Source organism: Streptomyces xylophagus (genome assembly GCF_000716435.1).
GTDB classification, from domain to species: domain Bacteria; phylum Actinomycetota; class Actinomycetes; order Streptomycetales; family Streptomycetaceae; genus Streptomyces; species Streptomyces xylophagus.
Map to the genome: position 1 here is coordinate 31,485 of NZ_JNWO01000023.1, position 24,078 is coordinate 55,562.

Annotated in this window: 24 protein-coding genes; 19 read left to right on the plus strand and 5 right to left on the minus strand. The window is 68.2% G+C overall.

All coding sequences use genetic code 11. The annotated features are described in order from the left end of the window. The first annotated feature begins 5 nt into the window (after positions 1–5). The 3 genes from OO70_RS38805 to OO70_RS38815 all read left to right on the plus strand — a co-directional run bounded on the left by OO70_RS38805 (position 6) and on the right by OO70_RS38815 (position 2,278). Entirely contained in the window at positions 6–584 is a 579-nt protein-coding gene (locus OO70_RS38805; RefSeq protein WP_043682523.1) for a hypothetical protein, read from the plus strand. Between the two features lie 73 nt (positions 585–657). Then, positions 658–1,857 (plus strand): cyclic dehypoxanthinyl futalosine synthase, encoded by a 1,200-nt coding sequence (gene mqnC / locus OO70_RS38810; RefSeq protein WP_043682526.1) that lies wholly within the window; start codon positions 658–660, stop codon positions 1,855–1,857. 7 nt (positions 1,858–1,864) lie between these two features. Then, positions 1,865–2,278 carry an imidazolonepropionase-like domain-containing protein gene (locus OO70_RS38815; RefSeq protein WP_043682528.1) on the plus strand — a complete coding sequence of 138 codons (414 nt, stop codon included), beginning with the start codon at positions 1,865–1,867 and terminating at the stop codon, positions 2,276–2,278. A 71-nt stretch (positions 2,279–2,349) separates the two neighbouring features. Here the strand turns inward: OO70_RS38815 and OO70_RS38820 are convergent, their stop codons facing one another. Then, positions 2,350–3,396, minus strand: coding sequence for a chitinase (locus OO70_RS38820; protein ID WP_043682531.1), 1,047 nt, complete (start codon positions 3,394–3,396; stop codon positions 2,350–2,352). A gap of 401 nt (positions 3,397–3,797) precedes the next feature. On the opposite strand from OO70_RS38820, the gene OO70_RS38825 reads away from it, so the two are divergent. The 4 genes from OO70_RS38825 (at position 3,798) to OO70_RS38840 (ending at position 8,700) form a co-directional block, all read left to right on the plus strand. Beyond that, positions 3,798–4,106, plus strand: coding sequence for a hypothetical protein (locus OO70_RS38825; protein WP_106971836.1), 309 nt, complete (start codon positions 3,798–3,800; stop codon positions 4,104–4,106). Positions 4,107–4,125: 19 nt separating this feature from the next. Continuing rightward, a complete protein-coding gene (locus tag OO70_RS38830; RefSeq protein ID WP_043682536.1) occupies positions 4,126–6,561 on the plus strand; it encodes a bifunctional polysaccharide deacetylase/glycosyltransferase family 2 protein in 2,436 nt (811 codons plus the stop codon). Further along, positions 6,561–7,925, plus strand: coding sequence for an acyltransferase family protein (locus OO70_RS38835; RefSeq protein WP_043682539.1), 1,365 nt, complete (start codon positions 6,561–6,563; stop codon positions 7,923–7,925). The genes OO70_RS38830 and OO70_RS38835 overlap by 1 nt, the downstream gene beginning before the upstream one ends. 70 nt (positions 7,926–7,995) lie before the next feature. Beyond that, on the plus strand, positions 7,996–8,700 hold the full coding sequence (locus OO70_RS38840; RefSeq protein ID WP_043682542.1) for a demethylmenaquinone methyltransferase: 705 nt from the start codon (positions 7,996–7,998) through the stop codon (positions 8,698–8,700). 28 nt (positions 8,701–8,728) lie between these two features. On the opposite strand, the gene OO70_RS38845 is transcribed toward OO70_RS38840, so the two are convergent. Together OO70_RS38845 and OO70_RS38850 are read right to left on the minus strand one after the other, a co-directional pair. Beyond that, complete coding sequence (locus tag OO70_RS38845) at positions 8,729–9,043, minus strand: PASTA domain-containing protein (RefSeq protein ID WP_078651727.1); 315 nt, start codon at positions 9,041–9,043, stop codon at positions 8,729–8,731. A 120-nt stretch (positions 9,044–9,163) separates the two neighbouring features. Then, positions 9,164–9,670 (minus strand): GNAT family N-acetyltransferase, encoded by a 507-nt coding sequence (locus OO70_RS38850; RefSeq protein WP_043682544.1) that lies wholly within the window; start codon positions 9,668–9,670, stop codon positions 9,164–9,166. Between the two features lie 97 nt (positions 9,671–9,767). Between OO70_RS38850 and OO70_RS38855 the strand changes: the two genes are divergently transcribed. Beyond that, entirely contained in the window at positions 9,768–11,051 is a 1,284-nt protein-coding gene (locus OO70_RS38855) for a geranylgeranyl reductase family protein (RefSeq protein WP_043682547.1), read from the plus strand. A gap of 24 nt (positions 11,052–11,075) precedes the next feature. On the opposite strand, the gene OO70_RS38860 is transcribed toward OO70_RS38855, so the two are convergent. Then, positions 11,076–11,543, minus strand: coding sequence for a peptide deformylase (locus OO70_RS38860; protein WP_043682550.1), 468 nt, complete (start codon positions 11,541–11,543; stop codon positions 11,076–11,078). Positions 11,544–11,729: 186 nt separating this feature from the next. Beyond that, entirely contained in the window at positions 11,730–12,539 is an 810-nt protein-coding gene (locus OO70_RS38865; protein ID WP_043682553.1) for a C40 family peptidase, read from the minus strand. 745 nt (positions 12,540–13,284) lie between these two features. Between OO70_RS38865 and OO70_RS38870 the strand changes: the two genes are divergently transcribed. The 11 genes from OO70_RS38870 to nuoK are packed head-to-tail and all read left to right on the plus strand — an operon-like array spanning position 13,285 to position 24,070. Beyond that, entirely contained in the window at positions 13,285–13,644 is a 360-nt protein-coding gene (locus OO70_RS38870) for an NADH-quinone oxidoreductase subunit A (protein WP_043682555.1), read from the plus strand. A gap of 14 nt (positions 13,645–13,658) precedes the next feature. Continuing rightward, positions 13,659–14,213: a NuoB/complex I 20 kDa subunit family protein gene (locus tag OO70_RS38875; protein WP_023547484.1), complete on the plus strand. Its 555-nt coding sequence runs from the start codon at positions 13,659–13,661 to the stop codon at positions 14,211–14,213. Then, positions 14,210–14,950 carry an NADH-quinone oxidoreductase subunit C gene (locus tag OO70_RS38880; RefSeq protein WP_043682559.1) on the plus strand — a complete coding sequence of 247 codons (741 nt, stop codon included), beginning with the start codon at positions 14,210–14,212 and terminating at the stop codon, positions 14,948–14,950. The genes OO70_RS38875 and OO70_RS38880 overlap by 4 nt, the downstream gene beginning before the upstream one ends. Beyond that, a complete protein-coding gene (locus tag OO70_RS38885) occupies positions 14,947–16,269 on the plus strand; it encodes an NADH-quinone oxidoreductase subunit D (protein ID WP_043682562.1) in 1,323 nt (440 codons plus the stop codon). The genes OO70_RS38880 and OO70_RS38885 overlap by 4 nt, the downstream gene beginning before the upstream one ends. Further along, on the plus strand, positions 16,266–17,114 hold the full coding sequence (nuoE, locus tag OO70_RS38890) for an NADH-quinone oxidoreductase subunit NuoE (RefSeq protein WP_043682565.1): 849 nt from the start codon (positions 16,266–16,268) through the stop codon (positions 17,112–17,114). The genes OO70_RS38885 and nuoE overlap by 4 nt, the downstream gene beginning before the upstream one ends. After that, positions 17,114–18,460 carry an NADH-quinone oxidoreductase subunit NuoF gene (nuoF, locus tag OO70_RS38895; protein WP_043682568.1) on the plus strand — a complete coding sequence of 449 codons (1,347 nt, stop codon included), beginning with the start codon at positions 17,114–17,116 and terminating at the stop codon, positions 18,458–18,460. Before nuoE ends, nuoF begins: the two co-directional genes overlap by 1 nt. Further along, entirely contained in the window at positions 18,457–20,961 is a 2,505-nt protein-coding gene (locus OO70_RS38900; RefSeq protein ID WP_043682570.1) for an NADH-quinone oxidoreductase subunit G, read from the plus strand. Before nuoF ends, OO70_RS38900 begins: the two co-directional genes overlap by 4 nt. Next, complete coding sequence (nuoH, locus tag OO70_RS38905; protein ID WP_043682572.1) at positions 20,958–22,328, plus strand: NADH-quinone oxidoreductase subunit NuoH; 1,371 nt, start codon at positions 20,958–20,960, stop codon at positions 22,326–22,328. The genes OO70_RS38900 and nuoH overlap by 4 nt, the downstream gene beginning before the upstream one ends. Continuing rightward, entirely contained in the window at positions 22,321–22,932 is a 612-nt protein-coding gene (gene nuoI / locus OO70_RS38910; protein ID WP_043682575.1) for an NADH-quinone oxidoreductase subunit NuoI, read from the plus strand. The genes nuoH and nuoI overlap by 8 nt, the downstream gene beginning before the upstream one ends. After that, positions 22,929–23,774 (plus strand): NADH-quinone oxidoreductase subunit J, encoded by an 846-nt coding sequence (locus OO70_RS38915; protein ID WP_043682578.1) that lies wholly within the window; start codon positions 22,929–22,931, stop codon positions 23,772–23,774. The genes nuoI and OO70_RS38915 overlap by 4 nt, the downstream gene beginning before the upstream one ends. Further along, positions 23,771–24,070, plus strand: coding sequence for an NADH-quinone oxidoreductase subunit NuoK (gene nuoK, locus OO70_RS38920; RefSeq protein ID WP_016437642.1), 300 nt, complete (start codon positions 23,771–23,773; stop codon positions 24,068–24,070). Before OO70_RS38915 ends, nuoK begins: the two co-directional genes overlap by 4 nt. Positions 24,071–24,078: the final 8 nt, after the last annotated feature.

A 24,078-nucleotide genomic window follows, 5' to 3' on the forward strand; every position in this document is an offset into this window, starting at 1 on the left:
GCCCGATGGACTACGACCATCTGCTGATCGCCCTCGCGGGGGTGTGGGGCGCCGGTGCGGGAGCGGTGGTGGCGCGGGTCGGCCGGCGCGGTGCCGGTACCGCGCTCCTGTGCGTGCTGGTGTGCGTCGCCCTCGCCGTCGCCACCGGGATCCGGCCCGAGGTGGGGGTCTGGCTGCTGCTCGCGCCCGTCGCCGTACTGTTCGCGGCCGACCTGGCGCTGCCCACCGCGGGTGTCGCCCTCGCCCTCCTCGGTGTCGTGACCCTCCTACCCGAGCACGCCGGGCACTGGACGACCGCGTTGCTCGGGGCCCTCGCGCTCGGTGCCGGGTACTTCGGGCTGTCGCGCCTCGACCCCGGCGGAGGCGGGCTGGGCGTCGGGGAGGTGAAGCTCGCGGTCGGGGCCGGGGTCGTGCTCGGGTGGTACGGCTGGCCGACGGTGATGCTGGGGGCCTTCGCGGGGTTTCTGCTCAGGGCGCTGTACGGGGGTGTCCTTGCACGCAAAGGTAGGGGTGACGTCCCCTTTGGCCCGTTTCTGCTCGCGGGTGCCTTCCTCGGGCTGCTGGTCGGCGCGTACACGGCCTGAGGTCGGGGCAGGAAATCCGCTGGCGTAGGCTGGCTGAGTCCGTCCACAACCCTTGACGAAAGGGAATTCCCCGGTGACCGAGAAGGCCGAGCTTCAGTCCGTCCTCGACCGTGCCGCCGAGGGCGGGCGCATCACCCCCGAAGAGGCCCTCGACCTCTACCGCGACGCCCCGCTGCACGCGCTCGGCGCCGCCGCCGACGCCGTACGCAAGCGTCGGTACGCGGGTACGGAGCACATCGCGACGTACATCATCGAGCGGAACATCAACTACACGAACGTGTGCGTCACGGCGTGCAAGTTCTGTGCCTTCTACGCCGCGCCCAAGGACACCGCCAAGGGCTGGACGCGGGACCTGGACGACATCCTGCGCCGGTGCGCGGAAACCGTCGAGCTCGGCGGCACGCAGATCATGTTCCAGGGCGGACACCACCCGGACTTCGGCGTCGAGTACTACGAGAAGCACTTCGCCGCGATCAAGGCCGCGTACCCCCAGCTGGTCATCCACTCCCTCGGCGCGTCCGAGGTCGAGCACATGGCCCGCATCTCGAAGGTCTCCGTCGAGGAGGCGATCTCGCGCATCCACGCGGCAGGCCTCGACTCCTTCGCGGGCGCCGGCGCGGAACTCCTCCCCGCCCGCCCCCGCAAGGCGATCGCGCCCCTCAAGGAGTCCGGCGAACGCTGGCTGGAGATCATGGAGACCGCGCACGGGCTGGGCGTCGAGTCGACGTCGACCATGCTCATGGGCACCGGCGAGACCAACGCCGAGCGCATCGAGCACCTGCGGATGATCCGTGACGTCCAGGACCGCACCGGTGGTTTCCGGGCCTTCATCCCGTACACCTACCAGCCCGAGAACAACCACCTGAAGGGCCGCACGCAGGCCACGCTCTTCGAGTACCTGCGCATGATCGCCATCGCGCGCCTCTTCATGGACAACGTCGCCCACATCCAGGGCAGTTGGCTCACCACCGGCAAGGAGGTCGGCCAACTCTCCCTGCACTACGGCGCGGACGACCTCGGCTCGATCATGCTGGAGGAGAACGTCGTCTCCTCGGCCGGCGCCAAGCACCGCTCCAACCGCATGGAGATCATCGACCTGATCCGCAAGGCGGGCCGGGTCCCGGCCCAACGCACCACCACCTACGAGCACATCGTCGTCCACGACGACCCGGCGAACGACCCCGTCGACGAGCGCGTCATGTCGCACATCTCGTCCACGGCGATCGAAGGCGGCACGGCCCACCCGGAGTTGAAGCTCCTGTCGGCCAACTGACCTGCCCGTGCTGACGATTCACACGGCGGACGAGGGCGGGGCCGTCGCCGTCGAGGGTGCCAGGGTGGTGGGTGTCGGGACACTGGCGGAGATCCAGGACCGCTTTCCCGGTGCGAGGGTGCGGAGTTGGCCGGGCGTCCTGGGGCCCGCCCGCGTCCACGAAGGACCGCTCCCGGACGCGCCGAGCCCGCGTGAGCGGATCCACGCCGTGCTGAAGTCAGGTGCTACGGCTGTCCTGGCGGAACACGTCGACTCACCCGAACTTCGGGCGGCGGCGGAGCGGAACGGGGTCGAGATCCTCGCCCGCCCACGCCCCATGGCCCTTGTGGACCGTGGCCGTGCCGACCTGGCCGTATTCGATGAGGCCGGCACCTGCATCGCAACGGTGTGCGCAGGGCGGCTACTTCACAGACTCCGCTGAGGGCAGTTTCCCTAGGGGCGCGGGGAACTGCGCGCCCAGCCACAACGCACCGTCACTCGGCAACGCACCCGTCACCCGGCAAACGCTTCCCCGAACGCCCCCGCCGTCTGAGTCACCCCACTGCAATCAGTAGCCGCATCGTCATCGGACGACCCACTCTCACACTGCTGATCCCGAAACGTCGACCACATAGACACCCACGCGATCTTCTTCTCCTCGGCAAACGCCCGTACTTGACCCGCGTCCGAGAGGGAGAACGTCTCACCGGAGACGTCATTCACCCCGATCATCGAAGTGAGCGCCATCCCCTGCCAGGCCCCCGCATCCGACAACCCGAACACCTTCTTCAACTGGGTGTGCGTGGCCGTAGCAGACGTGATCGCGTAGTCGCCCATGTCACCGGTGTACGACTCGCCGTAGTTCATCGTCATGATGTTGACCGTGGAGACGGCGACCGCGTTGTCGTTGGCGGACTCCAGCAGCGCGAGACTGTCGGAGTCGAGACCGGACGGCATCACGGGCAGGGTGAAGGAGACCTTGAGGTCGGTGCGTTCCTTCTGGAGGAGGGCTATCGCCTTGGAACGCCGGGCGACCGACGTGGAGTCGGTGAGGGTGTCGCCCTCGATGTCGAAGTCGGCCTGTGTCGAACCCGCCGCGTCCAGCGCCTCGCCGTAGGCCTTCGCGAGCGCCGACGCGCTGGTACAGGTCTCCGCCAGCTCCTTCCCGGACGCCCCGCCGAAGGAGACCCGGACGGTGGCGCCGGACGTCTTGAGCGCCGAGATCCGGGATTTCACGGCCGAGTTGTCGATCGCCGTCGTACCGTTCCACTTCGGCGTACAGGTGCTGCCGCTGGAGATCGCGAACGCGAGGTTGTACGTCGTCGGGGACCCGGTGCTGTCCATGTCGGCGGCGGTCGTGACGCTGACGTACGGGGCGTAGGACGTGGTCGACGACGATGCCGAAGGCGTCGAAGAGGCGCTTTCGGAGGGAGTCGTACTCTCCTTCTGTGGCCCTGGTGAGGCCGCGTCCGACGATCCGTCGGAGCTCGAGGAGCATCCGGTGACCGCAAGGGCAAACAAGCAGGTGAGCCCGGCCGCCGGTTTCAGGAAACTCCTCATTGAGCATGCACCCTTTCCGTCTCGGGACGGTGATTTCTGTCTCAGGATGGAAACAGAGTCGGATTCCGAAGGCTAAATGAAGCACATGGGGCTGTGTCTCACGAAGACAGAAAAAACATAGGAAACCCACGGGTATCGATGCTCGAAACGGTCAAGTCGGGCGACGGATCGGAATAATGAGGACACTACCGACACCGGCCGCTCATAAGGCAATTCCTGGGTTCTCTAAGGAAAGGCACAGGTTGCGGCGTTTCTCTTGGCGGGCTCACAAGGGAATCAGAGTTTTGGTCACATAAAGGCGGCCTAATGTCTGGGGAATGCAATCCGAGTCCGCCATCGAAAACCGCGCCTCTGATCGGGGTCGCCGCCGCAAACGCGGCAACGGGTCGGCAGAAGGCCCCGTGTTCGTTGACAACTCCGGCCGCCGGTCAAAGGTGCTGCGCCGGATCGGCCTCCTCATGGGCACCGTCTGCCTGGGGTACGCATTCGTACTCGGCATGGCGTTCATGGGCTGGGGCATCTCCATCAACCCCTCCTCGCTGCTGCCGTTCGGCGGCGGTCAGGCGGGTTCGGCTCCCGGGGGCGGCTACGCCCCCGACGGAGGCAGAGGCGGCGTAGCGCCCTCCGGTGTTCCGACCGGCGCTCCGACCGACATCCCCTCGGGCGCCCCCACGGGTGCGGCCCCCTCCTCCTCAGCCACCGCACACTGACCGGAGCCCACCCGCAGCCATGACTACGACGACTCCCTCGCGTGGGCGCCGACGCGCCCCCACTCGGATGCAGCGCGCGGCCGGCAAGGCCGCCGCCCTCCAACGGCCCCGAGTGATCCTCGCCCTGTTGCTTCTGCTCGGTCTCACCTGTGTGATGCTGCTCGACGGCTACCTGCGCGCGGAAGTCGGCGGCGACCAGCGCGTCCGGGACGGCGCGAGCGCCAGCAAGGTCCCCGACAAGGTCCTCAACGGCGGCCCGATCCTGACCTTCCGCAACGGCTCGCCGGTCACGCAGACCATCCCGAAGAAGACCATCGTCCTCACCTTCGACGACGGCCCGAACCCCACCTACACGCCCACGGTCCTGAAGATCCTCAAGAAGTACGACGTGCCGGGCACGTTCTTCCTGGTGGGCTCGATGGTCTCGCGCTACCCGAGCATCGTGAAGCAGATGGTCGAGGAGGGCAACGAGGTGGGCATCCACACCTTCACCCACGTCGACCTCTCCTACCAGAGCGACGCCCGCATCACCCGCGAGATGCAGCAGACGCAGCTCGCGCTGGCGGGCGCGGCCGGCATCACGACGACGCTGTTCCGCGCGCCGTACTCCTCGGAGACGGACGCCATCGACAACTACAGCTACCCCGTCTACAAGAAGCTCGGCGCCGACGGCTACACCAGCGTCTTCGTCGACACCGACAGCGACGACTGGAAGCAGCCCGGCGTCGCGAAGATCATCAAGTGGGCGACGCCGTCCGGGACTTCGGGCTCCTCGGTGCTCTTCCACGACGCCGGCGGGGTGCGCTCGCAGACCATGAAGGCGCTGCCCACGTACATCGAGAAGATGAAGGCGAAGGGCTACACGTTCACCACGGTGAGCGGCGCCATCGCCAAGAACACCTCCGCCGAGCGGGCGAGCGGGACCGGTGCGGGCGCCGGCGCGGGTGCCGCCGCTGGGACGAGCACCGGCACGGTCGAGGCCGGCGCCCAGCCGTCCGCGGCACCTTCCGCCGCACCCGGCGGCACCAACGCCGGTACGGGCAACGGCCAGACGCCGGTCGACTCGGCCGTCGGCGGCGCGGGCACGGCAGGCGGCGGCACCGGGGGAGCGGGCGGCAACGGCTCGGGCAACCGGCAGACCGCGATCCTCCAGGGCGCCCACCGCGAGGCCACCGGCATGACCCTCTACGAGGGCAAGGCACTCATCTACGCCGTCACGGTCGCCGAGTGGGTGGTGCCGGGACTTGCGGCGGGCCTCACCGTCGTCGGCGTCGCCGTGATGAGCCGCTTCGGGATGATGCTGATCCTCGCCCGGCGCCACTACAGACAGCGCAACAAACGCCGGTTCAGCTGGGGACCGACCGTCACCCGCCCGGTGACCGTGATCGTCCCGGCGTACAACGAGAAGGAGTGCATCGCCAACACCCTTGAGTCGCTGGCGAAGAGCACGCACCCGATCGAGGTCATCGTCGTCGACGACGGCTCCTCGGACGGCACCTCCGAGATCGCCCGCGAGGCGGCCCGCTCCTTCGGCATGACGAACGTCCGGGTCATCCGCCAGGAGAACGCGGGCAAGCCGGCCGCCCTCAACAACGGTGTACGCAGCGCGAGTTACGACATCGTCGTGATGATGGACGGCGACACCGTCTTCGAACCCGACACCGTACGGCAGTTGGTGCAGCCCTTCGCCGATCCCGAGGTCGGCGCGGTCGCGGGCAACGCCAAGGTCGGCAACCGCAACACGGTCATCGGCGCCTGGCAGCACATCGAGTACGTGATGGGCTTCAACCTCGACCGCCGCATGTACGACCTGCTGCGCTGCATGCCCACCATCCCGGGCGCGATCGGCGCGTTCCGCCGCGAGGCGGTCCTCCAGGTCGGCGGCATGAGCGAGGACACCCTCGCCGAGGACACGGACATCACCATCGCCATGCACCGCGAGGGCTGGCGGGTCGTCTACCAGGAGCACGCCAGGGCCTGGACCGAGGCCCCGGCCTCCCTCAAGCAGCTCTGGTCGCAGCGCTACCGCTGGTCCTACGGCACCATGCAGGCCCTGTGGAAGCACCGTAAGTCCCTTACTGACAAGGGTCCTTCGGGCCGCTTCGGCCGGGTCGGCATGCCCCTGGTGGTCATCTTCCAGATCATCACGCCGGTCTTCGCCCCCCTGATCGACGTCTTCACCGTCTACTCGATGATCTTCGTCGACTTCTGGGCGTCCCTCGCGATGTGGTTCGCGGTCCTCGGCATCCAACTCCTGTGCGCGGCCTACGCGTTCAGACTGGACCGGGAGAAGTACCGCTACCTGCTGATGATGCCGCTCCAGCAACTGGCCTACCGCCAGATGATGTACCTGGTCCTCATCCACTCCAGCATCACCGCCCTGACCGGCGGCCGGCTGCGCTGGCAGAAACTCAAGCGCACCGGCGAGGTCGGCACACCGGCGGGGGCGAGCTGATGACCTGGGAACAGCAGCAGGGGTACGGCGGCGGCTACGGCCAGCCTCAACAGCCGTACGGCTACGACGGGTACGGCCAGCCTCAGCCCTACGGCCAACCGCAACAGCCGTACCCGTATCAACAGCAGCCGTACCAGCAACAGCAGCCGTATCCGCAGCAGTACGCGGCGGTGGACTACGGGCAGGGCGCGGGGACGGGTGTCGTAGAAGAGGATGTCGTAGGAGGGACGGCGACGCTGCCCTCGGTGGAGCCGGAGCCGGAGACCGATCCGGAGCCGGTGGTCGAGGAGCCCGTCGAGGAGGTTGCGGAGCAGCCCGCGCGCCAACCGGCGGGCCGGGACCGGTACTTCGACACTCTGCGGGCCGTCGCGCTGATCCGGGTCGTGACCTATCACACCTTCGGGTGGGCCTGGTGCGGGATGGTGTTCCCCTCGATGGGGATCATGTTCGGGCTGGCCGGGACGCTGATGGCGAAGTCGCTGGAGCGGCCGGCGTTCAAGGTGGTCAAGAGCCGGATGCGGAGGCTGCTGCCGCCGTTCTGGTTCTGGGGCTTCTTCGTGCTGCTGGCGATGATGATCCACGACTGGATGCCGGGCTGGCAGATCGTCTTCTGGATCGTGCCCGTCGGTGATCCGCCGGGCAACGCCTGGGGCACGCAGGCCTGGGAGATCCTCTGGTATCTGCGGACGTACCTCTGGTTCGTGATGCTGTCGCCGGTCCTGCTGTGGATCTTCCGCAAGGCACCGATCCCGGTGCTGCTGCTGACCCTCGTGCCGATCGTCGTCCTCAAGTACGTGTGGGCGGGGCCGGACAACCGCTTCGGCAACGCGCTCTGGGACCTGTCGACGTACCTCTTCTGCTGGATCCTCGGCTTCGCCCACCGCGACGGTGTCCTCCAGAAGCTGAAGCCCTTCCTGGTGGTCACGCTGTCGGTCGCCGCGATCGTCTTCGGCGGCTGGTACGCCTTCACGCACCAGGCCGAGGCCGGGACGTACGACCTGGACGAGAACCCGCTCGCCCAGACCTACTGGTCGGCCGGCTACGTCATGCTGCTGATGTGGGCCAAGGCCTACTTCAACATCGACTTCGCCTGGCTGACCCGCTTCAAGAAGCTCGACCGGATTGTCACGATCTTCAACTCGCGGGCCGTGACCATCTATCTCTGGCACGAGATCGCGCTGGTGCTCGCCGTGCCGCTGACCGACCAGTTCTGGAAGGTGCCCGCCTTCGAGAAGTGGCTGCCGCTGGAGAGCCAGTGGTTCATGTTCGGCATCGGCTGGATCCTCATCGCCGTCTTCATCCTGCTCTGCGGCTGGGTGGAGGACGTGGCGGCGAAGAAGAAACCGAGACTGCTGCCGTCGTGAGCTTTTTTAAAGGTGGCCGTACGGGCCGGGTGCCTTCGGGGTGCCCGGCCCGTACTGCCACAATGGGCCCGTGACCCGCGCATCCCTGGACAAGCAGCCGCACGAAGTCGCCTCGATGTTCGACGACGTGGCGGAACGGTACGACCTCACCAACGACGTGCTGTCGCTCGGCCAGGACCGCCGATGGCGCAAGGAGGTCACCAAGGCGGTCGACGCCCGCCCCGCGCAGAAGATCCTGGACCTGGCCGCCGGTACGGCCACGTCCTCGCTGCCCTTTGCCCAGAGCGGCGCCTATGTCGTCCCCTGCGACTTCTCGCTCGGCATGCTCCAGGTCGGCAAGAAGCGCCACCCCTGGCTGCCGCTCACGGCCGGCGACGCCACCAAGTTGCCGTTCAAGGACGACACGTTCGACGCCGTGACCATCTCCTTCGGGCTGCGCAACGTCCAGGACACGGACACCGCGCTGCGCGAGCTGTACCGGGTGACCAAGCCCGGCGGCCGGGTGGTGATCTGCGAGTTCTCGCACCCGACCTGGGCGCCCTTCCGCACGGTCTACACCGAGTACCTGATGCGCGCCCTGCCGCCGGTCGCCCGCGCGGTCTCCTCGAACCCGGACGCGTACGTCTACCTCGCCGAGTCCATCCGCGCCTGGCCCGACCAGCCCGCCCTCGCGGAGCGACTGCGCAAGGCCGGCTGGTCGAAGGTCGCCTACCGCAACCTGAGCGGCGGAATCGTGGCCCTGCACCGGGGCTTCAAGGGCGCCGAAGAACTCTGACGGACTACGAGGGCCGGGCGTCCGGCTTCTAGCTGATCACCGTCGCGAAGAACGCGTCTCCCGGCGGCTCGTCCAGTTCGCGCTGCATCCCGCCGCTCGGCGGCCGGGGGACGCGCGGCTCGCGCATACCGCCCCCGCCGTCCCCGTCACCGAAGTCGAACCACACGTAGACGACGGAGTCCCGCGGCACTTCGGCATCGGGCTGCGGATACTGCCGTACGACGTAGTCGACGACGGCGAGATGGAAGTCGGGCCGGTCCGGCGAGTTGATGAACAGCCCGCGCGACTGGGCCGTCTCGCGCGCGTCCACGGCCATCAGGCCGACGAGCCGCGGCACGCGCACTTCGGGTGTTTTGGGTGTTAAGCGCACAGATGTCACCCCCAGCGGTACCGGAAGGGTAACCCCGGTCCGGTCCCGACCGGAAGCGTCAAGTGTCGTTCTGTAGCGGACAGTTACTCTGAGTTACAGTACGAGCCGGTAGCAGTGGCCCTCCTCCTCGCGCGAGGGCGTGGTGAAGACCTCGGCGAGGCTCATGCCCAGCCGCCGGGTCACCGCGATCGACCGGGTGTTGCGGGCCAGCACCATCGCCACCACGCTCGGCACCCCGGCCGCCCGCACCCGCTCCAGGGTCAGCCCGGCCGCCGCCGTGACGTACCCCTGGCCCCAGAACTCCCGTCCCAGCCGCCAGCCGATCTCGATCTCGCCCTTGGGTCCCCAGTCCTGCGGCCAGGGCTGGGCGCCGGTGAAACCGATGACCCGGTCCGATGCGTCGAGCATCGTCCACAGACAGAATCCGCGCTCCGCGTCGTGCCGGCGCTGGCGTGCGGTGAGCTCCTCGTAGACGGACAGCTCCGCGGACCGGCCGCCGTGGAACTCCATGACGTCCGGGTGGTCGAAGGTCCGGTGCCAGGCGACGGCGTCCTCGTCGGTCGGGACACGCAGCCGTACTGCGGGGAGAGCTCGGTTCACGGGGCAGCCCTTCAGCCTGGTGATCAGTGGCGCTGAATAGACTGCCCATGTCCAGTGCCGGTCGGCACGCAGATTCCGAACTTGGGGAGATCCCGCCGTGACCGAGCCCCTCTCCGAAAACACCGCCGATGTCATCGTCGTCGGCGCGGGGCCAGCCGGCTCCGCCACCGCCTACCACCTCGCCAAGTCCGGACTCGACGTACTCCTGCTGGAGAAGACCGAGTTCCCGCGCGAGAAGGTGTGCGGCGACGGACTCACCCCGCGCGCCACCAAGCAGCTCGTGGCCATGGGCATCGACATCTCCGAGGAGGCCGGCTGGCTGCGCAACAAGGGCCTGCGCATCATCGGCGGCGGCGTCCGCCTCCAGCTGGACTGGCCGGATCTCGCCTCCTTCCCGGACTACGGCCTCGTCCGCAAGCGCGACGACTTCGACGAACAGCTCGCCCGCAACGCCCAGAAGGCCGGCGCCCGCCTCTACGAGCGCTGCAACGTCGGCGCCCCGATCATCGACGAGCGCACCGGTCGTATCACCGGCGTCAACGCCAAGCTCGGCGAGGAGAAACGCGAAGTCACCTTCCACGCGCCCCTGGTGGTCGCCGCCGACGGCAACTCCACCCGCCTCTCCCTCGCGATGGGCCTGCACCGCCGCGAGGACCGCCCGATGGGTGTGGCCGTGCGGACCTACTTCGAAAGCCCCCGCCACGAGGACGACTACCTCGAGTCCTGGCTGGAACTGTGGGACCGCCGCGGCGCCGAGGACCGTCTGCTGCCCGGCTACGGCTGGATCTTCGGCATGGGCGACGGCACCTCGAACGTCGGCCTCGGTGTCCTCAACACCTCCGACTCCTTCAAGGAGTTGGACTGGCGCGAGGTCCTGAAGGCCTGGTGCGCGTCCATGCCCGAGGACTGGGGCTACACCCCCGAAAACATGACCGGCCCGATCCGCGGCGCCGCCCTCCCGATGGCCTTCAACCGCCAACCCCACTACACGAAGGGCCTGTTGCTGGTCGGCGACGCCGGCGGCCTGGTGAACCCCTTCAACGGCGAGGGCATCGCCTACGCCATGGAGTCCGGCCAGCTCGCCGCCGACGTCATCGTCCAGGCCCACGCCCGCCCGACCCCCGCGAGCCGTGAACTGGCCCTCCAGCGCTACCCGCAGGTCCTCAAGGACACCTACGGCGGCTACTACACGCTGGGCCGGGCCTTCGTGAAGCTCATCGGCAACCCGAAGGTCATGAAGATCGCGGCCCAGCGCGGCCTGACGCACCCCCTGCTGATGAAGTTCACCCTGAAGATGCTGGCCAACCTCACCGACCCCACGGGCGGCGACGCGATGGACCGCATCATCAACGGGCTGAGCAAGGTGGCGCCTAAGGCGTAGCGGTGGTCCCGGGCCCGGTGGTGATCAGGCGGTCAGGGCCTTCGTCCTGGCGGCCCGGCGGGGGGACACCTCGTCCCCCCGGTCCGCCACCTGCCGCCGCGCCTCCTTGCGGTCCCGCTTGGAGAGCCGGTCCAGGTCCTCGCCCTCGTCGAGCAGCCGGCGCCCGGCCGGGTCGAGCGGGTCCAGCACCGGATTGACGATGTGTCCGACATGCCGGACTCCGTCGTCGTCGAGGCAGTCGTACACGAACAGGCGCAGATCGACGCCCACTTGGTTGGCCGCGAGGCCGGCTCCGTCGGCGATGTACATGGTGAGGAACATGTCGTCGATGAGCGCGGCGAGGTCGGGCCCGAACTCGGTGACGTCCCGGCTCGGCCGGTGCAGGACCTCTTCGCCGACCTCGGTGACGCGCCGCACGGAACCGCGTCCGGCCTCGGGTGCGGGGCGGGGGTAGGAGTCGACGGGGCTTCCCTGGACGAAGACACGTGGCATGAGTTGCTCTCCTCGGGTTTGGCGTCCGGCGTATCGGTCAGCCGAACTTGAGGAGAGAGCCTTTCAGGGAATCCGCGAACTCCGGTAGTGGGAAAGCCCCGTGGGTCCGGGGCGACCGGAGGGAACGCCGAGGGGACCGCTGCCCCCGAGGCAACGGTCCCATGCTCACGGCGTCGTGCGCTGGTGTCAGAGCACCCGCACCGCGCCGGTCGGCGGGTCGTACGACAGCGGCCGCTCCACGATTCCGGTGGAGGGGTTCTGCGCGCCGACGAACATGCCGCCGCCCACGTACACCGCCACGTGGTAGGCGCTGCCCGCGCTTCCCCAGTAAAGGATGTCGCCGGGCTGCAGGTTGCTCAGGGACACCTGAGTACCGGCGGTCGACTGGTCCTGGGAGACGCGCGGCAGGCTGATGCCGACCTGCTTGAAGGCGGCACCGACGAGACCCGAGCAGTCGTAGGCGCTGGGGCCGGTGGCGCCCAGGACGTAGGACTTGCCGATCTGCGCCTTCACGAAGGCCACGACGGCCGCGGCCGAACCGGTCGCCGTCGACGAGCTGGTGCTCGTGGAGGCGCTCGTGGTCGCCGTGGAGGCCAGGGTGGTCCTCTCGGTGCTGCGCGACGCGGCGCGGGCCGCAGCGTCCTTACGAGCGGCTTCCTGGGCCTTCTTCTTGGCCTCCGCCTTCTTCTTGGCGTCCGCGAGGTCCGCCTTGGCCTGCTTCGCGGCGTTTGCGGCTGCCGTGTCGCGCTCGGCCTGCAGCTGGTAGTTCGCCGCGGCCTGCTGCGTGGCCTCGGCGGACTGGGCGACCTGCGTGGACAGGTCGGCGGTCAGGGTGGGCAGTTGCAGGGTCTGCGTCGTCTCGGCAGCGTTGGCCGAGGCTGCACCAGCCGCCGCCATGCTGAGAACGCCACCGGCAACTCCGGCACGCACGGCGATGTTCGTCGTCGCGCTGCGGCGGGGTTTCCGGTGGCTGCGTATGTGAGCGGTGTGGGACATGAGACCAACCGGTATCAGGGGCTCCTCCATACCTTCAAGAAACGTGTGCTGCGCCACAATTGTTCAACGGGCCCCATCAACCCCGGGTGTGTCGTTCCTTATTGACGCCGTAACGGACATTGCGGACCTGGGTGATCCAGCCCGTGATCACGGCCTTTCGTCGGTACGCCCGAATTGCCCGGCGCCTACCACCTGTTGGGACAGGTGGCCAAGCCCGGTTCTCATGCGCCTCTCATGAGTGTGGTGCAGGTCACGGAACGGTTACCGGAATGCTCGCGTCTCGCGTGGGTACCGCCGACGGGTGACTTCGTGAACGCGTGCACGCGTCCACACCGTGCCGCGCGCTTCCCTCTGATGTGTGAACGGGCTTCCACTATCAAGCTGTCGCGTCCAACTCCAATTTGCATGCAAGGGAAGCCTCTTGATATTGAGACGCCGCCCTCCGTCTGCGGTGACGAGCGGAAATGTCACCTCCGGTGATCGCTCGGGCGCTTCACGTGCGAAGATCGCCACCCCTCTGGCGTGGTGATCCTTCGTCGGGTGGTGGAGATCACAAGGCTTGTGCAATACCCCGTGTCGCAGATCACAGAGCGGCGGGCATAAGATGCGGAGCGGTTGGGCTTGTGACCTGCTTCACATGTTCGCGATCTTCGCCGGGACGGGCGGGAGTTGCGGAGTGTGTGAGGTGGGTGTGAGTCCGACGCCATCGCCAGCAGTCAGTGCCGACTGAGAGGAGCGAGGAGCGGTGAACGCGTATGCGCCCATCCTCGTACTGGGAGCCCTCGGGGCAGGCTTTGCGATCTTCTCCGTGGTCATGGCCACGCTGATCGGTCCGAAGCGGTCCAACCGGGCCAAGCTCGAAGCGTACGAGTGCGGCATCGAGCCGACCCCCACGCCGGCCGGCGGCGGGCGCTTCCCCATCAAGTACTACCTGACGGCGATGCTCTTCATCGTCTTCGACATCGAGATCGTCTTCCTCTACCCCTGGGCCGTCACCTTCGACGCCCTGGGTGTTTTCGGGCTCGTGGAGATGCTGCTCTTCGTGCTCACCGTCTTCGTCGCGTACGCGTACGTATGGCGGCGCGGCGGCCTGGAATGGGACTGAGGGGCCTTTAACTCATGGGACTCGAAGAAAAGCTGCCGAGCGGCTTCCTGCTGACCACCGTCGAGCAGGCCGCGGGGTGGGTGCGCAAGGCGTCCGTCTTCCCGGCCACGTTCGGACTCGCCTGCTGCGCCATCGAGATGATGACGACCGGCGCCGGACGGTACGACCTGGCGCGCTTCGGCATGGAGGTCTTCCGCGGATCACCCCGCCAGGCGGACCTGATGATCGTCGCGGGCCGGGTCAGCCAGAAGATGGCGCCGGTCCTGAGGCAGGTCTACGACCAGATGCCGAACCCCAAGTGGGTCATCTCCATGGGCGTCTGCGCCTCGTCGGGCGGCATGTTCAACAACTACGCGATCGTGCAGGGCGTCGACCACATCGTCCCGGTCGACATCTATCTCCCGGGCTGCCCGCCACGGCCCGAGATGCTGATGGACGCGATCCTCAAGCTCCACCACAAGATCCAGACCTCCAAGCTCGGTGTGAACGCCGAGGAGGCTGCCCGCGAGGCGGAGGAGGCGGCGCTCAAGGCACTGCCCACCATCGAGATGAAGGGCCTGCTGCGGTGAGTGACGCGAACGGCACCAACGGAGCCGACCCGGAGCAGGATCCGGGCGCCTCCAACCTCCCCGGCCAGCGCGGCGAGGGCGAGGAGATCCGCGTCCAGCGCGGCATGTTCGGCGCCAACAACGGTGGCGACACGTCCGGTTACGGCGGCCTGGTCCGCTCGGTCCGCCTGCCGGGAGCGACGAACCGGCCCTACGGCGGCTGGTTCGACGAGGTCGCCGACGAGCTGGAGGGCGCCCTGGAGGAACAGGGTCTGCTGCCCGACAACGCGATCGAAAAAACGATCGTCGACCGCGGTGAACTCACCTTCCACATCGAACGCGAGCACCTGCTCCGCGTCGCCCGCACCCTGCGCGACGACCCGGCCCTGCGCTTCGAACTCTGCACCGGCGTCAGCGCGGTGCACTACCTGCACGACAAGGGCCGCGAGCTGCACGCCGTCTACCACCTGCGCTCGATCACCCACAACCGGCTGATCCGCCTCGAAGTCAGCGCCCCGGACAGCGATCCGCACATCCCGTCACTGGTCCCGGTCTATCCGACCAACGACTGGCACGAGCGCGAGACCTACGACTTCTTCGGCATCGTCTTCGACGGTCACCCGGCCCTGACGCGGATCATGATGCCGGACGACTGGCAGGGCCACCCGCAGCGCAAGGACTACCCCCTCGGCGGCATCGCCGTCGAGTACAAGGGCGCCCAGATCCCGGCTCCGGACCAGCGGAGGTCGTACTCGTGAGCACTTCCCAGGCATCCCCTCGCGAGACCACAGAGGGCACCGTATATACGGTCACCGGTGGCGACTGGGACGAGGTCGTCCAGTCCGCGGCCAAGGCCGACGACGAGCGCATCATCGTCAACATGGGGCCCCAGCACCCCTCCACGCACGGTGTGCTCCGCCTCATCCTGGAGATCGACGGCGAGACGGTCACCGAAGCCCGCTGCGGCATCGGCTACCTCCACACCGGTATCGAGAAGAACCTCGAATACCGCACGTGGACGCAGGGCACCACGTTCGTGACGCGCATGGACTACCTGACGTCCTTCTTCAACGAGACGGCCTACTGTCTCGCCGTCGAGAAACTCCTCGGCGTCGAGGACCAGATCACCGAGCGGGCGAAGATCATCCGGGTGCTCCTGATGGAGCTGAACCGGATGTCCTCCCACCTGGTGTGCATCGCCACCGGCGGTATGGAACTCGGCGCCACCACGATCATGATCTACGGATTCCGTGATCGTGAAATGATTCTCGACATCTACGAGCTCATCACGGGCCTGCGGATGAACCACGCGTACATCCGCCCCGGCGGACTCGCCCAGGATCTGCCGCCCGGCGCGGTGGACCAGATCCGCGAGTTCGTGAAGAAGATGAAGAAGAACCTCCCGGAGTACGACAAGCTCGCCACCGGGAACCCCATCTTCAAGGCCCGTATGCAGGACGTCGGTTACCTCGACCTGGCCGGCTGCATGGCCCTCGGCGCCACCGGCCCGATCCTGCGCTCCACCGGCCTCCCGCACGACCTGCGCAAGTCGCAGCCGTACTGCGACTACGAGACGTACGACTTCGACATCCCGACCGCCGACACCTGCGACTCCTACGGCCGCTTCCTCATCCGCCTGGAGGAGATGCGCCAGTCGCTGAGGATCGTCGAGCAGTGCCTGGACCGGCTGCAGCCCGGCCCGGTCATGGTCGCCGACAAGAAGATCGCCTGGCCCGCCCAACTCGCCCTCGGGCCGGACGGGTTGGGCAACTCGCTCGACCACATCAAGCAGATCATGGGCACCTCCATGGAGGCCCTGATCCACCACTTCAAGCTGGTGACCGAAGGCTTCCGCGTCCCGCCGGGACAGGCGTACGCGGCGGTCGAGTCGCCCAAGGGCGAACTCGGGGTGCACGCCGTGTCCGACGGAGGCACCCGCCCCTACCGGGTCCACTTCAGGGACCCGTCCTTCACCAACCTTCAGGCCATGGCGGCGATGTGCGAGGGCGGCCAGGTCGCCGACGTCATCGTCGCCGTCGCGTCCATCGACCCCGTGATGGGAGGCGTCGACCGGTGACCACCAGTTCTTCGGAGCAGGGCGTCAGTCTGGGCATGCCCCAACTGCCCGCGCCCGCCTACCCGGACGACGTCCGGGCCCGGCTGGAGGCCGACGGGCGGGAGATCATCGCCCGCTACCCGGACTCCCGCTCGGCCCTCCTGCCGTTGCTGCATCTCGTGCAGGCGGAGGAGGGTCATGTCACGCGCACAGGACAGCAGTTCTGCGCGACCCTGCTGGGCCTGACGACGGCCGAGGTCGCCGCCGTGGCGACCTTCTACTCCATGTACCGGCGCCGCCCGAGCGGCGACTACCAGGTCGGCGTCTGCACCAACACGCTGTGCGCGGTGATGGGCGGCGACGCCATCTTCGAGTCCCTCCAGGAGCACCTGGGCATCGGCAACGGTGAGACCACCGGCGACGGCAAGGTCACCCTGGAGCACATCGAGTGCAACGCGGCCTGCGACTTCGCGCCGGTGGTGATGGTCAACTGGGAGTTCTTCGACAACCAGACCCCCGCCAGCGCCCGGCGCCTCGTCGACGACCTGCGCTCGGGCGCACCCGTGGAGCCCACGCGCGGGGCGCCGATGTGCACCTTCAAGGAGACCGCGCGGATCCTCGCCGGCTTCCCCGACGAGCGGCCCGGGGCCGTCGAGGCGAGCGGCGGTGCGGGACCCGCGTCGCTGGTGGGCCTCCGCCTGGCCAGGGGAGAGACCGCACCCGCGCGCGTGGTCCATCCGCGCGGCTCCACAGCGCCGCAGGATCAGTCGCCGGCCGAGCACCTCAGTTCGCACGATGCGCCGCAGGACACGTCGGCCTCCGACCCCGCCCACCCGGCGGGGCCTGTCGCCGAGGAGGGGGAGTGATGACCTTGGCACCCGAACTGAAAGACCACAGCCCCGAGAAGCTGCTCGCACCCGTGCTGTCGGCCTTCTGGGACGAGGACGAGTCCTGGACTCTGGACACGTACCGAAGGCACGAGGGATACGAGGGGCTCCGCAAGGCGCTCGCCATGTCGCCGGACGACCTCATCGCGTATGTGAAGGACTCCGGTCTGCGCGGTCGCGGTGGCGCCGGCTTTCCCACCGGAATGAAATGGCAATTCATTCCCCAAGGGGATGGAAAACCGCACTATCTAGTTGTCAACGCCGACGAGTCGGAGCCTGGGACCTGTAAGGACATCCCGCTCCTCTTCGCGAACCCGCACAGCCTCATCGAGGGCATTGTCATCGCGTGTTATGCCATCAGGTCTTCGCATGCCTTCATCTATCTGCGTGGTGAAGTCGTCCCCGTATTGCGGCGGTTGCACGAGGCCGTGCGTGAGGCCTACGCGGCGGGCTACCTCGGCGAGAACGTCCTGGGCAGTGGCCTGGACCTGCAGCTCACCGTGCACGCGGGTGCGGGCGCGTACATCTGCGGTGAGGAGACCGCACTGCTCGACTCGCTCGAAGGCCGCCGTGGTCAACCGCGGCTCCGTCCCCCTTTCCCTGCCGTCGCGGGCCTCTATGCGTGCCCGACTGTGGTGAATAACGTCGAGTCGATCGCGTCAGTTCCCGCGATTCTGCAAAAAGGCAAGGAATGGTTCAGGTCGATGGGCAGCGAGAAGTCCCCGGGCTTCACGCTCTACTCGCTCAGCGGCCATGTCACCAGTCCCGGTCAGTACGAGGCGCCGCTCGGCATCACACTCCGTCAACTGCTCGACATGAGCGGCGGGATGCGTGCCGGACATCGCCTCAAGTTCTGGACGCCGGGCGGGTCCTCCACGCCGATGTTCACCGACGAGCACCTCGACGTCCCTCTTGATTACGAAGGAGTGGGTGCCGCGGGTTCCATGCTCGGCACAAAAGCTCTGCAGTGTTTCGACGAGACGACCTGCGTCGTGCGTGCCGTCACCCGCTGGACCGAGTTCTACGCCCACGAGTCCTGCGGCAAGTGCACACCGTGCCGCGAAGGGACGTACTGGCTCGTGCAGTTGCTGCGCGACATCGAGGCCGGCAAGGGCGCGATGTCCGACCTCGACAAGCTGAACGACATCGCCGACAACATCAACGGCAAGTCCTTCTGCGCCCTCGGCGACGGCGCCGCCTCGCCGATCTTCTCCTCGCTCAAGTACTTCCGCGAGGAGTACGAGCAGCACATCACGGGCCGGGGCTGCCCCTTCGACCCGGCCAAGTCCACGGCCTGGGCCGACCGCACGGAGGTGAACGCATGACGGTGACCACGAGCGCTCCCTCGGGTGGGGGAGAGGCGGCGGTCCCGCCGGAGGATCTCGTCTCGCTGACCATCGACGGCGCCGAGATCAGTGTGCCCAAGGGCACTCTGGTCATCCGCGCCGCCGAGCAACTCGGCATCGAGATCCCCCGGTTCTGCGACCACCCTCTCCTCGACCCGGTCGGCGCCTGCCGTCAGTGCATCGTCGAGGTCGAGGGTCAGCGCAAACCGATGGCGTCCTGCACGATCACGTGCACGGACGGCATGGTCGTCAAGACCCAACTCAGCTCGCCCGTGGCCGAGAAGGCCCAGCACGGTGTGATGGAACTGCTCCTCATCAACCACCCGCTGGACTGCCCGGTCTGCGACAAGGGCGGCGAGTGCCCCCTGCAGAACCAGGCGATGTCCCACGGCAACGCCGAGTCCCGCTTCGAAGGCAAGAAGCGGACCTACGAGAAGCCCGTCCCGATCTCCACCCAGGTGCTGCTCGACCGCGAGCGGTGCGTGCTGTGCGCCCGCTGCACCCGCTTCTCCAACCAGATCGCGGGCGACCCGATGATCGAGCTGCTGGAGCGGGGCTCGCTGCAACAGGTCGGCACCGGTGAGGGCGACCCCTTCGAGTCGTACTTCTCCGGGAACACCATCCAGATCTGCCCGGTGGGCGCGCTCACCTCGGCGGCGTACCGATTCCGCTCCCGCCCCTTCGACCTGGTCTCCACGCCCTCCGTGTGCGAACACTGCTCCGGCGGCTGCGCGACCCGCACCGATCACCGGCGCGGCAAGGTCATGCGGCGCCTGGCGGCCGTGGACCCCGAGGTCAACGAGGAGTGGATCTGCGACAAGGGGCGCTTCGCCTTCCGGTACGCGCAGCAGCGCGACCGGCTGGAGACGCCGCTGATCCGCAACCCCGAGGGCGAACTCGTCCCGGCCTCCTGGCCGGAGGCGCTGCAGATCGCCGCGCAGGGACTGCTCGCCTCGCGCGGCCGGACCGGTGTCCTGACCGGCGGCCGCCTCACCATCGAGGACGCCTACGCGTACAGCAAGTTCGCGCGCGTGGCGCTCGACACGAACGACATCGACTTCCGCGCGCGCGTGCACAGCAGCGAGGAGGCCGACTTCCTGGCCGCCCGGGTGGCCGGCCGCGGCCGGGACCTCGACGGCAAGGGCGTCACGTACACCTCCCTGGAGAAGGCGCCCGCCGTTCTGCTGGTCGGGTTCGAGTCCGAGGAGGAGGCGCCCGGCGTCTTCCTGCGGCTGCGCAAGGCCTCGCGCACGCACGGGCAGCGGGTGTTCTCGCTCGCCACGCACGCCACACGCGGACTGGAGAAAGCGGGCGGCGTCCTGCTGCCGGCCGCTCCCGGCACCGAGACCGAGTGGCTGGACGCGCTCGCCAGCGGGGTCGGCCTGGAGGACGACGGAGCGCGTGCCTCCGAGGCGCTGCGCACCGAGGGCGCGGTGATCGTCGTCGGCGAGCGGCTGGCCGCCGTCGCCGGGGGCCTCACGGCCGCCGTACGGGCCGCGTCCGCGACCGGTGCCGAACTGGTGTGGATTCCGCGCCGGGCCGGGGAGCGCGGGGCGATCGAGGCGGGTGCGCTGCCGTCGCTGCTGCCGGGCGGGCGTCCGGCCACCGATCCCCGCGCGCGTGAGGAGGTCGCCGTCGCCTGGGGCGTCGCCGAACTCCCGCACCGCTACGGCCGCGACGCCGGCCAGATCGTCGAGGCTGCCGCCGGCGGTGAACTGCGGGCGCTGCTCGTCGCCGGTGTGGAGGCGGGTGACCTGCCCGATCCGGCACGCACGCGTGCGGCACTCGACGAAGTGGGCTTCCTGGTGTCGCTCGAACTGCGGCCCAGCGAGATCACCGAGCACGCCGATGTCGTCCTGCCGGTCGCGGCGGTCCCGGAGAAGGCGGGCGCCTTCCTCAACTGGGAAGGCAGGGTCCGCTTCTTCGACGCCGCGCTCAAGCCCGACCAGATGACCAGGCACCTCGCCCCGACCGACGCGCGTGTCCTGCAGATGCTGGCCGACGCCATGGACGTACACCTGGGTCTGCCCGATCTGCGCACCACGCGCGCGGAGTTGGACCGGCTCGGTGCCTGGGACGGGCCGCGGGCCACCGAACCGCTGGAGACCGCGGGCGTGCTGCCCCGGCCGGCCGCCGGGGAGGCCGTGCTCGCCGGGCACCGGCTGCTGCTCGACCAGGGTGTGCTCCAGGAGGGCGACGAAGCGCTCGCCGGTACCCGGCACGCTGCCCACGCGCGCGTGTCGGCCGCCACGGCCGCCGAGGCGGGCGTGAAGAACGGCGACACCCTCGCCGTGACCGGCAGCTCCGGAACCGTCGAACTCCCGCTGCGGATCACCGAGATGCCCGACCGGGTGGTCTGGCTCCCGCTGAACTCCACCGGCGGGGGCGTCGCCTCCGACACCGGGGCGCTGCCCGGCGCACTCGTCCGCATCGGCCCGGCCACGCTCGCGGGCGATGCCCCCAAGGAGGTGGAGGCATGAGCCCGTACCCGTACCTCGCTGCCGAAGACCTCTCGATGTTTGGCCGCGACCCCTGGTGGCTGGTCGTCGTCAAGGCGGTGTTCTGCTTCGCGTTCCTGATGATCACCGTGCTGTTCTCGATCGTCTGGGAACGCAAGGTCGTCGCCTGGATGCAGCTGCGCATCGGCCCCAACCGGCACGGCCCCTGGGGCATGCTCCAGTCGCTCGCCGACGGCGTGAAGCTGATGCTCAAGGAAGACCTGATCGTCAAGCGCGCGGACAAGGTGATCTACATCCTCGCGCCGATCGTCGCGGCCGTCCCGGCCTTCATGGCGATCGCGGTCATCCCCTTCGGGCCCGCCGACAACGAGGTCTCGATCTTCGGCCACCGCACCACGATGCAGCTCACCGACCTGCCGATCGCGATGCTCTACATCCTCGCGGTCGCCTCGGTCGGCATCTACGGCATCGTCCTGGCGGGCTGGAGCTCCGGCTCCACCTACCCGCTCCTCGGCGGCCTGCGCTCCTGCGCCCAGATGATCTCCTACGAGATCGCCATGGGCGCCGCGTTCGCCTCGGTGTTCCTCTACTCCGGGTCGATGTCCACGTCGACGATCGTTGAACAACAGCACGACCGCTGGTACATCATCCTGCTGCCGGTCTCCTTCATCATCTACGTCATCACGATGGTCGGCGAGACCAACCGCGCCCCCTTCGACATGCCGGAGTCCGAGGGCGACCTGGTCGGCGGCTTCAACACCGAGTACTCGTCCATCAAGTTCGCGCTGTTCATGCTCGCCGAGTACGTGAACATGGTGACGGTCTCCGCGGTGTCGACCACGCTCTTCCTGGGCGGCTGGCGGGCCCCGTGGCCGATCAGCTCCTTCTGGGAGGGCGCGAACCACGGCTGGTGGCCGATGCTCTGGTTCGTCGTCAAGGTCCAGCTGCTGCTGTTCTTCTTCATCTGGCTGCGCGGCACCCTCCCGCGCGTGCGCTACGACCAGTTGATGAAGCTCGGCTGGAAGGTTCTCATCCCGGTCTCCGTGGTCTGGCTGATGCTCGTCGCGACCGTACGGACCCTCAAGAACGAGAACTACGACTTCGCCGACATCGCCCTCTACATCGGCGGCGGTGTGCTCGTCCTGCTGTTGCTGTCCTTCATCGCGGACATGTTCCGCCAGAAGGCGAACGAGGACGCGCGGGCCGCCGAGGAACCCGCCGGGTTCGACGCGATGGCGGGCGGATTCCCCGTACCGCCGCTGCCGGGACAGGAGTTGCCACCGGTGCCGCGGCGCCCCTCGCGACGCGAGCGGGAGCTGATTGTCAGTGGTGGCTCGGATACTGGCAGTGACGGATCTCTGGATGGAAAGGAGGCGTCCGATGGCTGAGGAGCCCAAGGAGACCAAACCCGGTTTCCAGAACCCCGTGGCCGGCTTCGGCGTGACCTTCAAGGCCATGTTCAAGAAGCGGCTGACCGAGCAGTACCCGGAGCAGGAGAAGACCACCGCCCCCCGGTTCCACGGACGGCACCAGCTCAACCGCCATCCGGACGGCCTGGAGAAGTGCATCGGCTGCGAGCTGTGCGCCTGGGCCTGCCCCGCCGACGCCATCTATGTGGAGGGCGCCGACAACACCGACGAGGAGCGCTACTCGCCGGGCGAGCGGTACGGCCGCGTCTACCAGATCAACTACGCCCGCTGCATCCTGTGCGGCCTGTGCATCGAGGCGTGCCCCACGCGCGCGTTGACGATGACCAACGAGTTCGAGCTGGCCGACACCAGCCGCGCCAACCTCATCTACACCAAGGAACAGCTGCTGGCCGGCCTCGACGACACCATGGTCGACAGCCCGCACGCCATCTACCCGGGGATGGACGAGCAGGACTACTACCGGGGCCTGGTGACGGAGGCCGCACCCGGCACGGTGCCCCAAGTAGCCGTCTCCAAGGGCGAGAAGCCCAAGGAAGAGAAGGAAGAGGGGGTGGGCGCATGAGTCCGCAGTTCGCCGCCGCCTACTCCACCTCCACCGGCGAGGCCTTCCAGTTCTGGGTCCTCGGCACGGTCGCGGTGATCGGCGCCCTGTCCACCGTCCTCATGAGGAGGGCCGTGCACAGTGCCCTCTCCCTCGCCGGGACCATGATCGTCCTGGCGGTCTTCTACCTCGCCAACGGCGCCTACTTCCTGGGCATCGTGCAGATCGTCGTCTACACCGGCGCGATCATGATGCTGTTCCTGTTCGTGGTGATGCTGGTCGGCGTCACGGCGGCGGACTCCCTGACGGAGACCATCAAGGGCCAGCGCTGGCTGGCCCTTCTCTGTGGGCTCGGCTTCGGCATCCTGCTGTTCGCGGGCATCGGCAACGCCTCCCTCAGCCAGTTCGACGGCCTGGCCACGGCCAACGCGAACGGCAACGTGGAGGGCCTGGCCACCCTCATCTTCACCAAGTACGTCTTCGCCTTCGAGATCACCGGCGCCCTGCTGATCACGGCCGCCGTCGGCGCCATGGTGCTCACCCACCGCGAGCGCACCGAGCGGCCCAAGACCCAGCGCGAGCTGTCCGAACAGCGCGTCCGCGAGGGCAAGCACGTCCCGCCGCTCCCGGCGCCCGGTGTCTACGCCCGACACAACGCGGTGGACGTCCAGGGCCTGTTGCCCGACGGCACCCCGTCCGAGCTCACGGTGAGCAAGACGCTCCGCGACCGCGGCCAGATCCGTGACGTGTCCAGCGAGGCGCTCAACGACCTGCGGGCCCTGGAGCAGCGCGCCGAGGAGCGCCTGGAGCGGACCGAGATCGAGCCGGCGAACCTCCAGCGGACCGAGGAGGCGTCGAAGTGAACCCCGTCAACTACCTCTATCTCTCCGCCCTGTTGTTCACGATCGGCGCCACCGGCGTGCTGATCAGGCGGAACGCGATCGTCGTCTTCATGTGCATCGAGCTGATGCTCAACGCCTGCAACCTCGCGTTCGTCACCTTCTCCCGGATGCACGGCAATCTCGACGGCCAGGTCATCGCCTTCTTCACGATGGTCGTCGCCGCCGCGGAGGTCGTGGTCGGGCTCGCGATCATCGTGTCGCTGTTCCGTTCCCGCCACTCGGCCTCGGTCGACGACGCCAGCCTGATGAAGCTCTGAGGGGTCGC

Excerpts from the sequence above, each read along its gene's own strand:
- OO70_RS38830 (WP_043682536.1), top strand. The coding sequence starts at position 4,126 with ATGACTACGACGACTCCCTCGCGTGGGCGCCGACGCGCCCCCACTCGG.
- OO70_RS38805 (WP_043682523.1), top strand. The coding sequence starts at position 6 with ATGGACTACGACCATCTGCTGATCGCCCTCGCGGGGGTGTGGGGCGCC.
- OO70_RS38835 (WP_043682539.1), top strand. The coding sequence starts at position 6,561 with ATGACCTGGGAACAGCAGCAGGGGTACGGCGGCGGCTACGGCCAGCCT.
- OO70_RS38875 (WP_023547484.1), top strand. The coding sequence starts at position 13,659 with ATGGGACTCGAAGAAAAGCTGCCGAGCGGCTTCCTGCTGACCACCGTC.
- nuoF (WP_043682568.1), top strand. The coding sequence starts at position 17,114 with ATGACCTTGGCACCCGAACTGAAAGACCACAGCCCCGAGAAGCTGCTC.
- nuoH (WP_043682572.1), top strand. The coding sequence starts at position 20,958 with ATGAGCCCGTACCCGTACCTCGCTGCCGAAGACCTCTCGATGTTTGGC.
- OO70_RS38915 (WP_043682578.1), top strand. The coding sequence starts at position 22,929 with ATGAGTCCGCAGTTCGCCGCCGCCTACTCCACCTCCACCGGCGAGGCC.
- OO70_RS38900 (WP_043682570.1), top strand. The coding sequence starts at position 18,457 with ATGACGGTGACCACGAGCGCTCCCTCGGGTGGGGGAGAGGCGGCGGTC.
- OO70_RS38860 (WP_043682550.1), bottom strand. The coding sequence starts at position 11,543 with ATGCCACGTGTCTTCGTCCAGGGAAGCCCCGTCGACTCCTACCCCCGC.
- nuoI (WP_043682575.1), top strand. The coding sequence starts at position 22,321 with ATGGCTGAGGAGCCCAAGGAGACCAAACCCGGTTTCCAGAACCCCGTG.
- OO70_RS38820 (WP_043682531.1), bottom strand. The coding sequence starts at position 3,396 with ATGAGGAGTTTCCTGAAACCGGCGGCCGGGCTCACCTGCTTGTTTGCC.
- OO70_RS38865 (WP_043682553.1), bottom strand. The coding sequence starts at position 12,539 with ATGTCCCACACCGCTCACATACGCAGCCACCGGAAACCCCGCCGCAGC.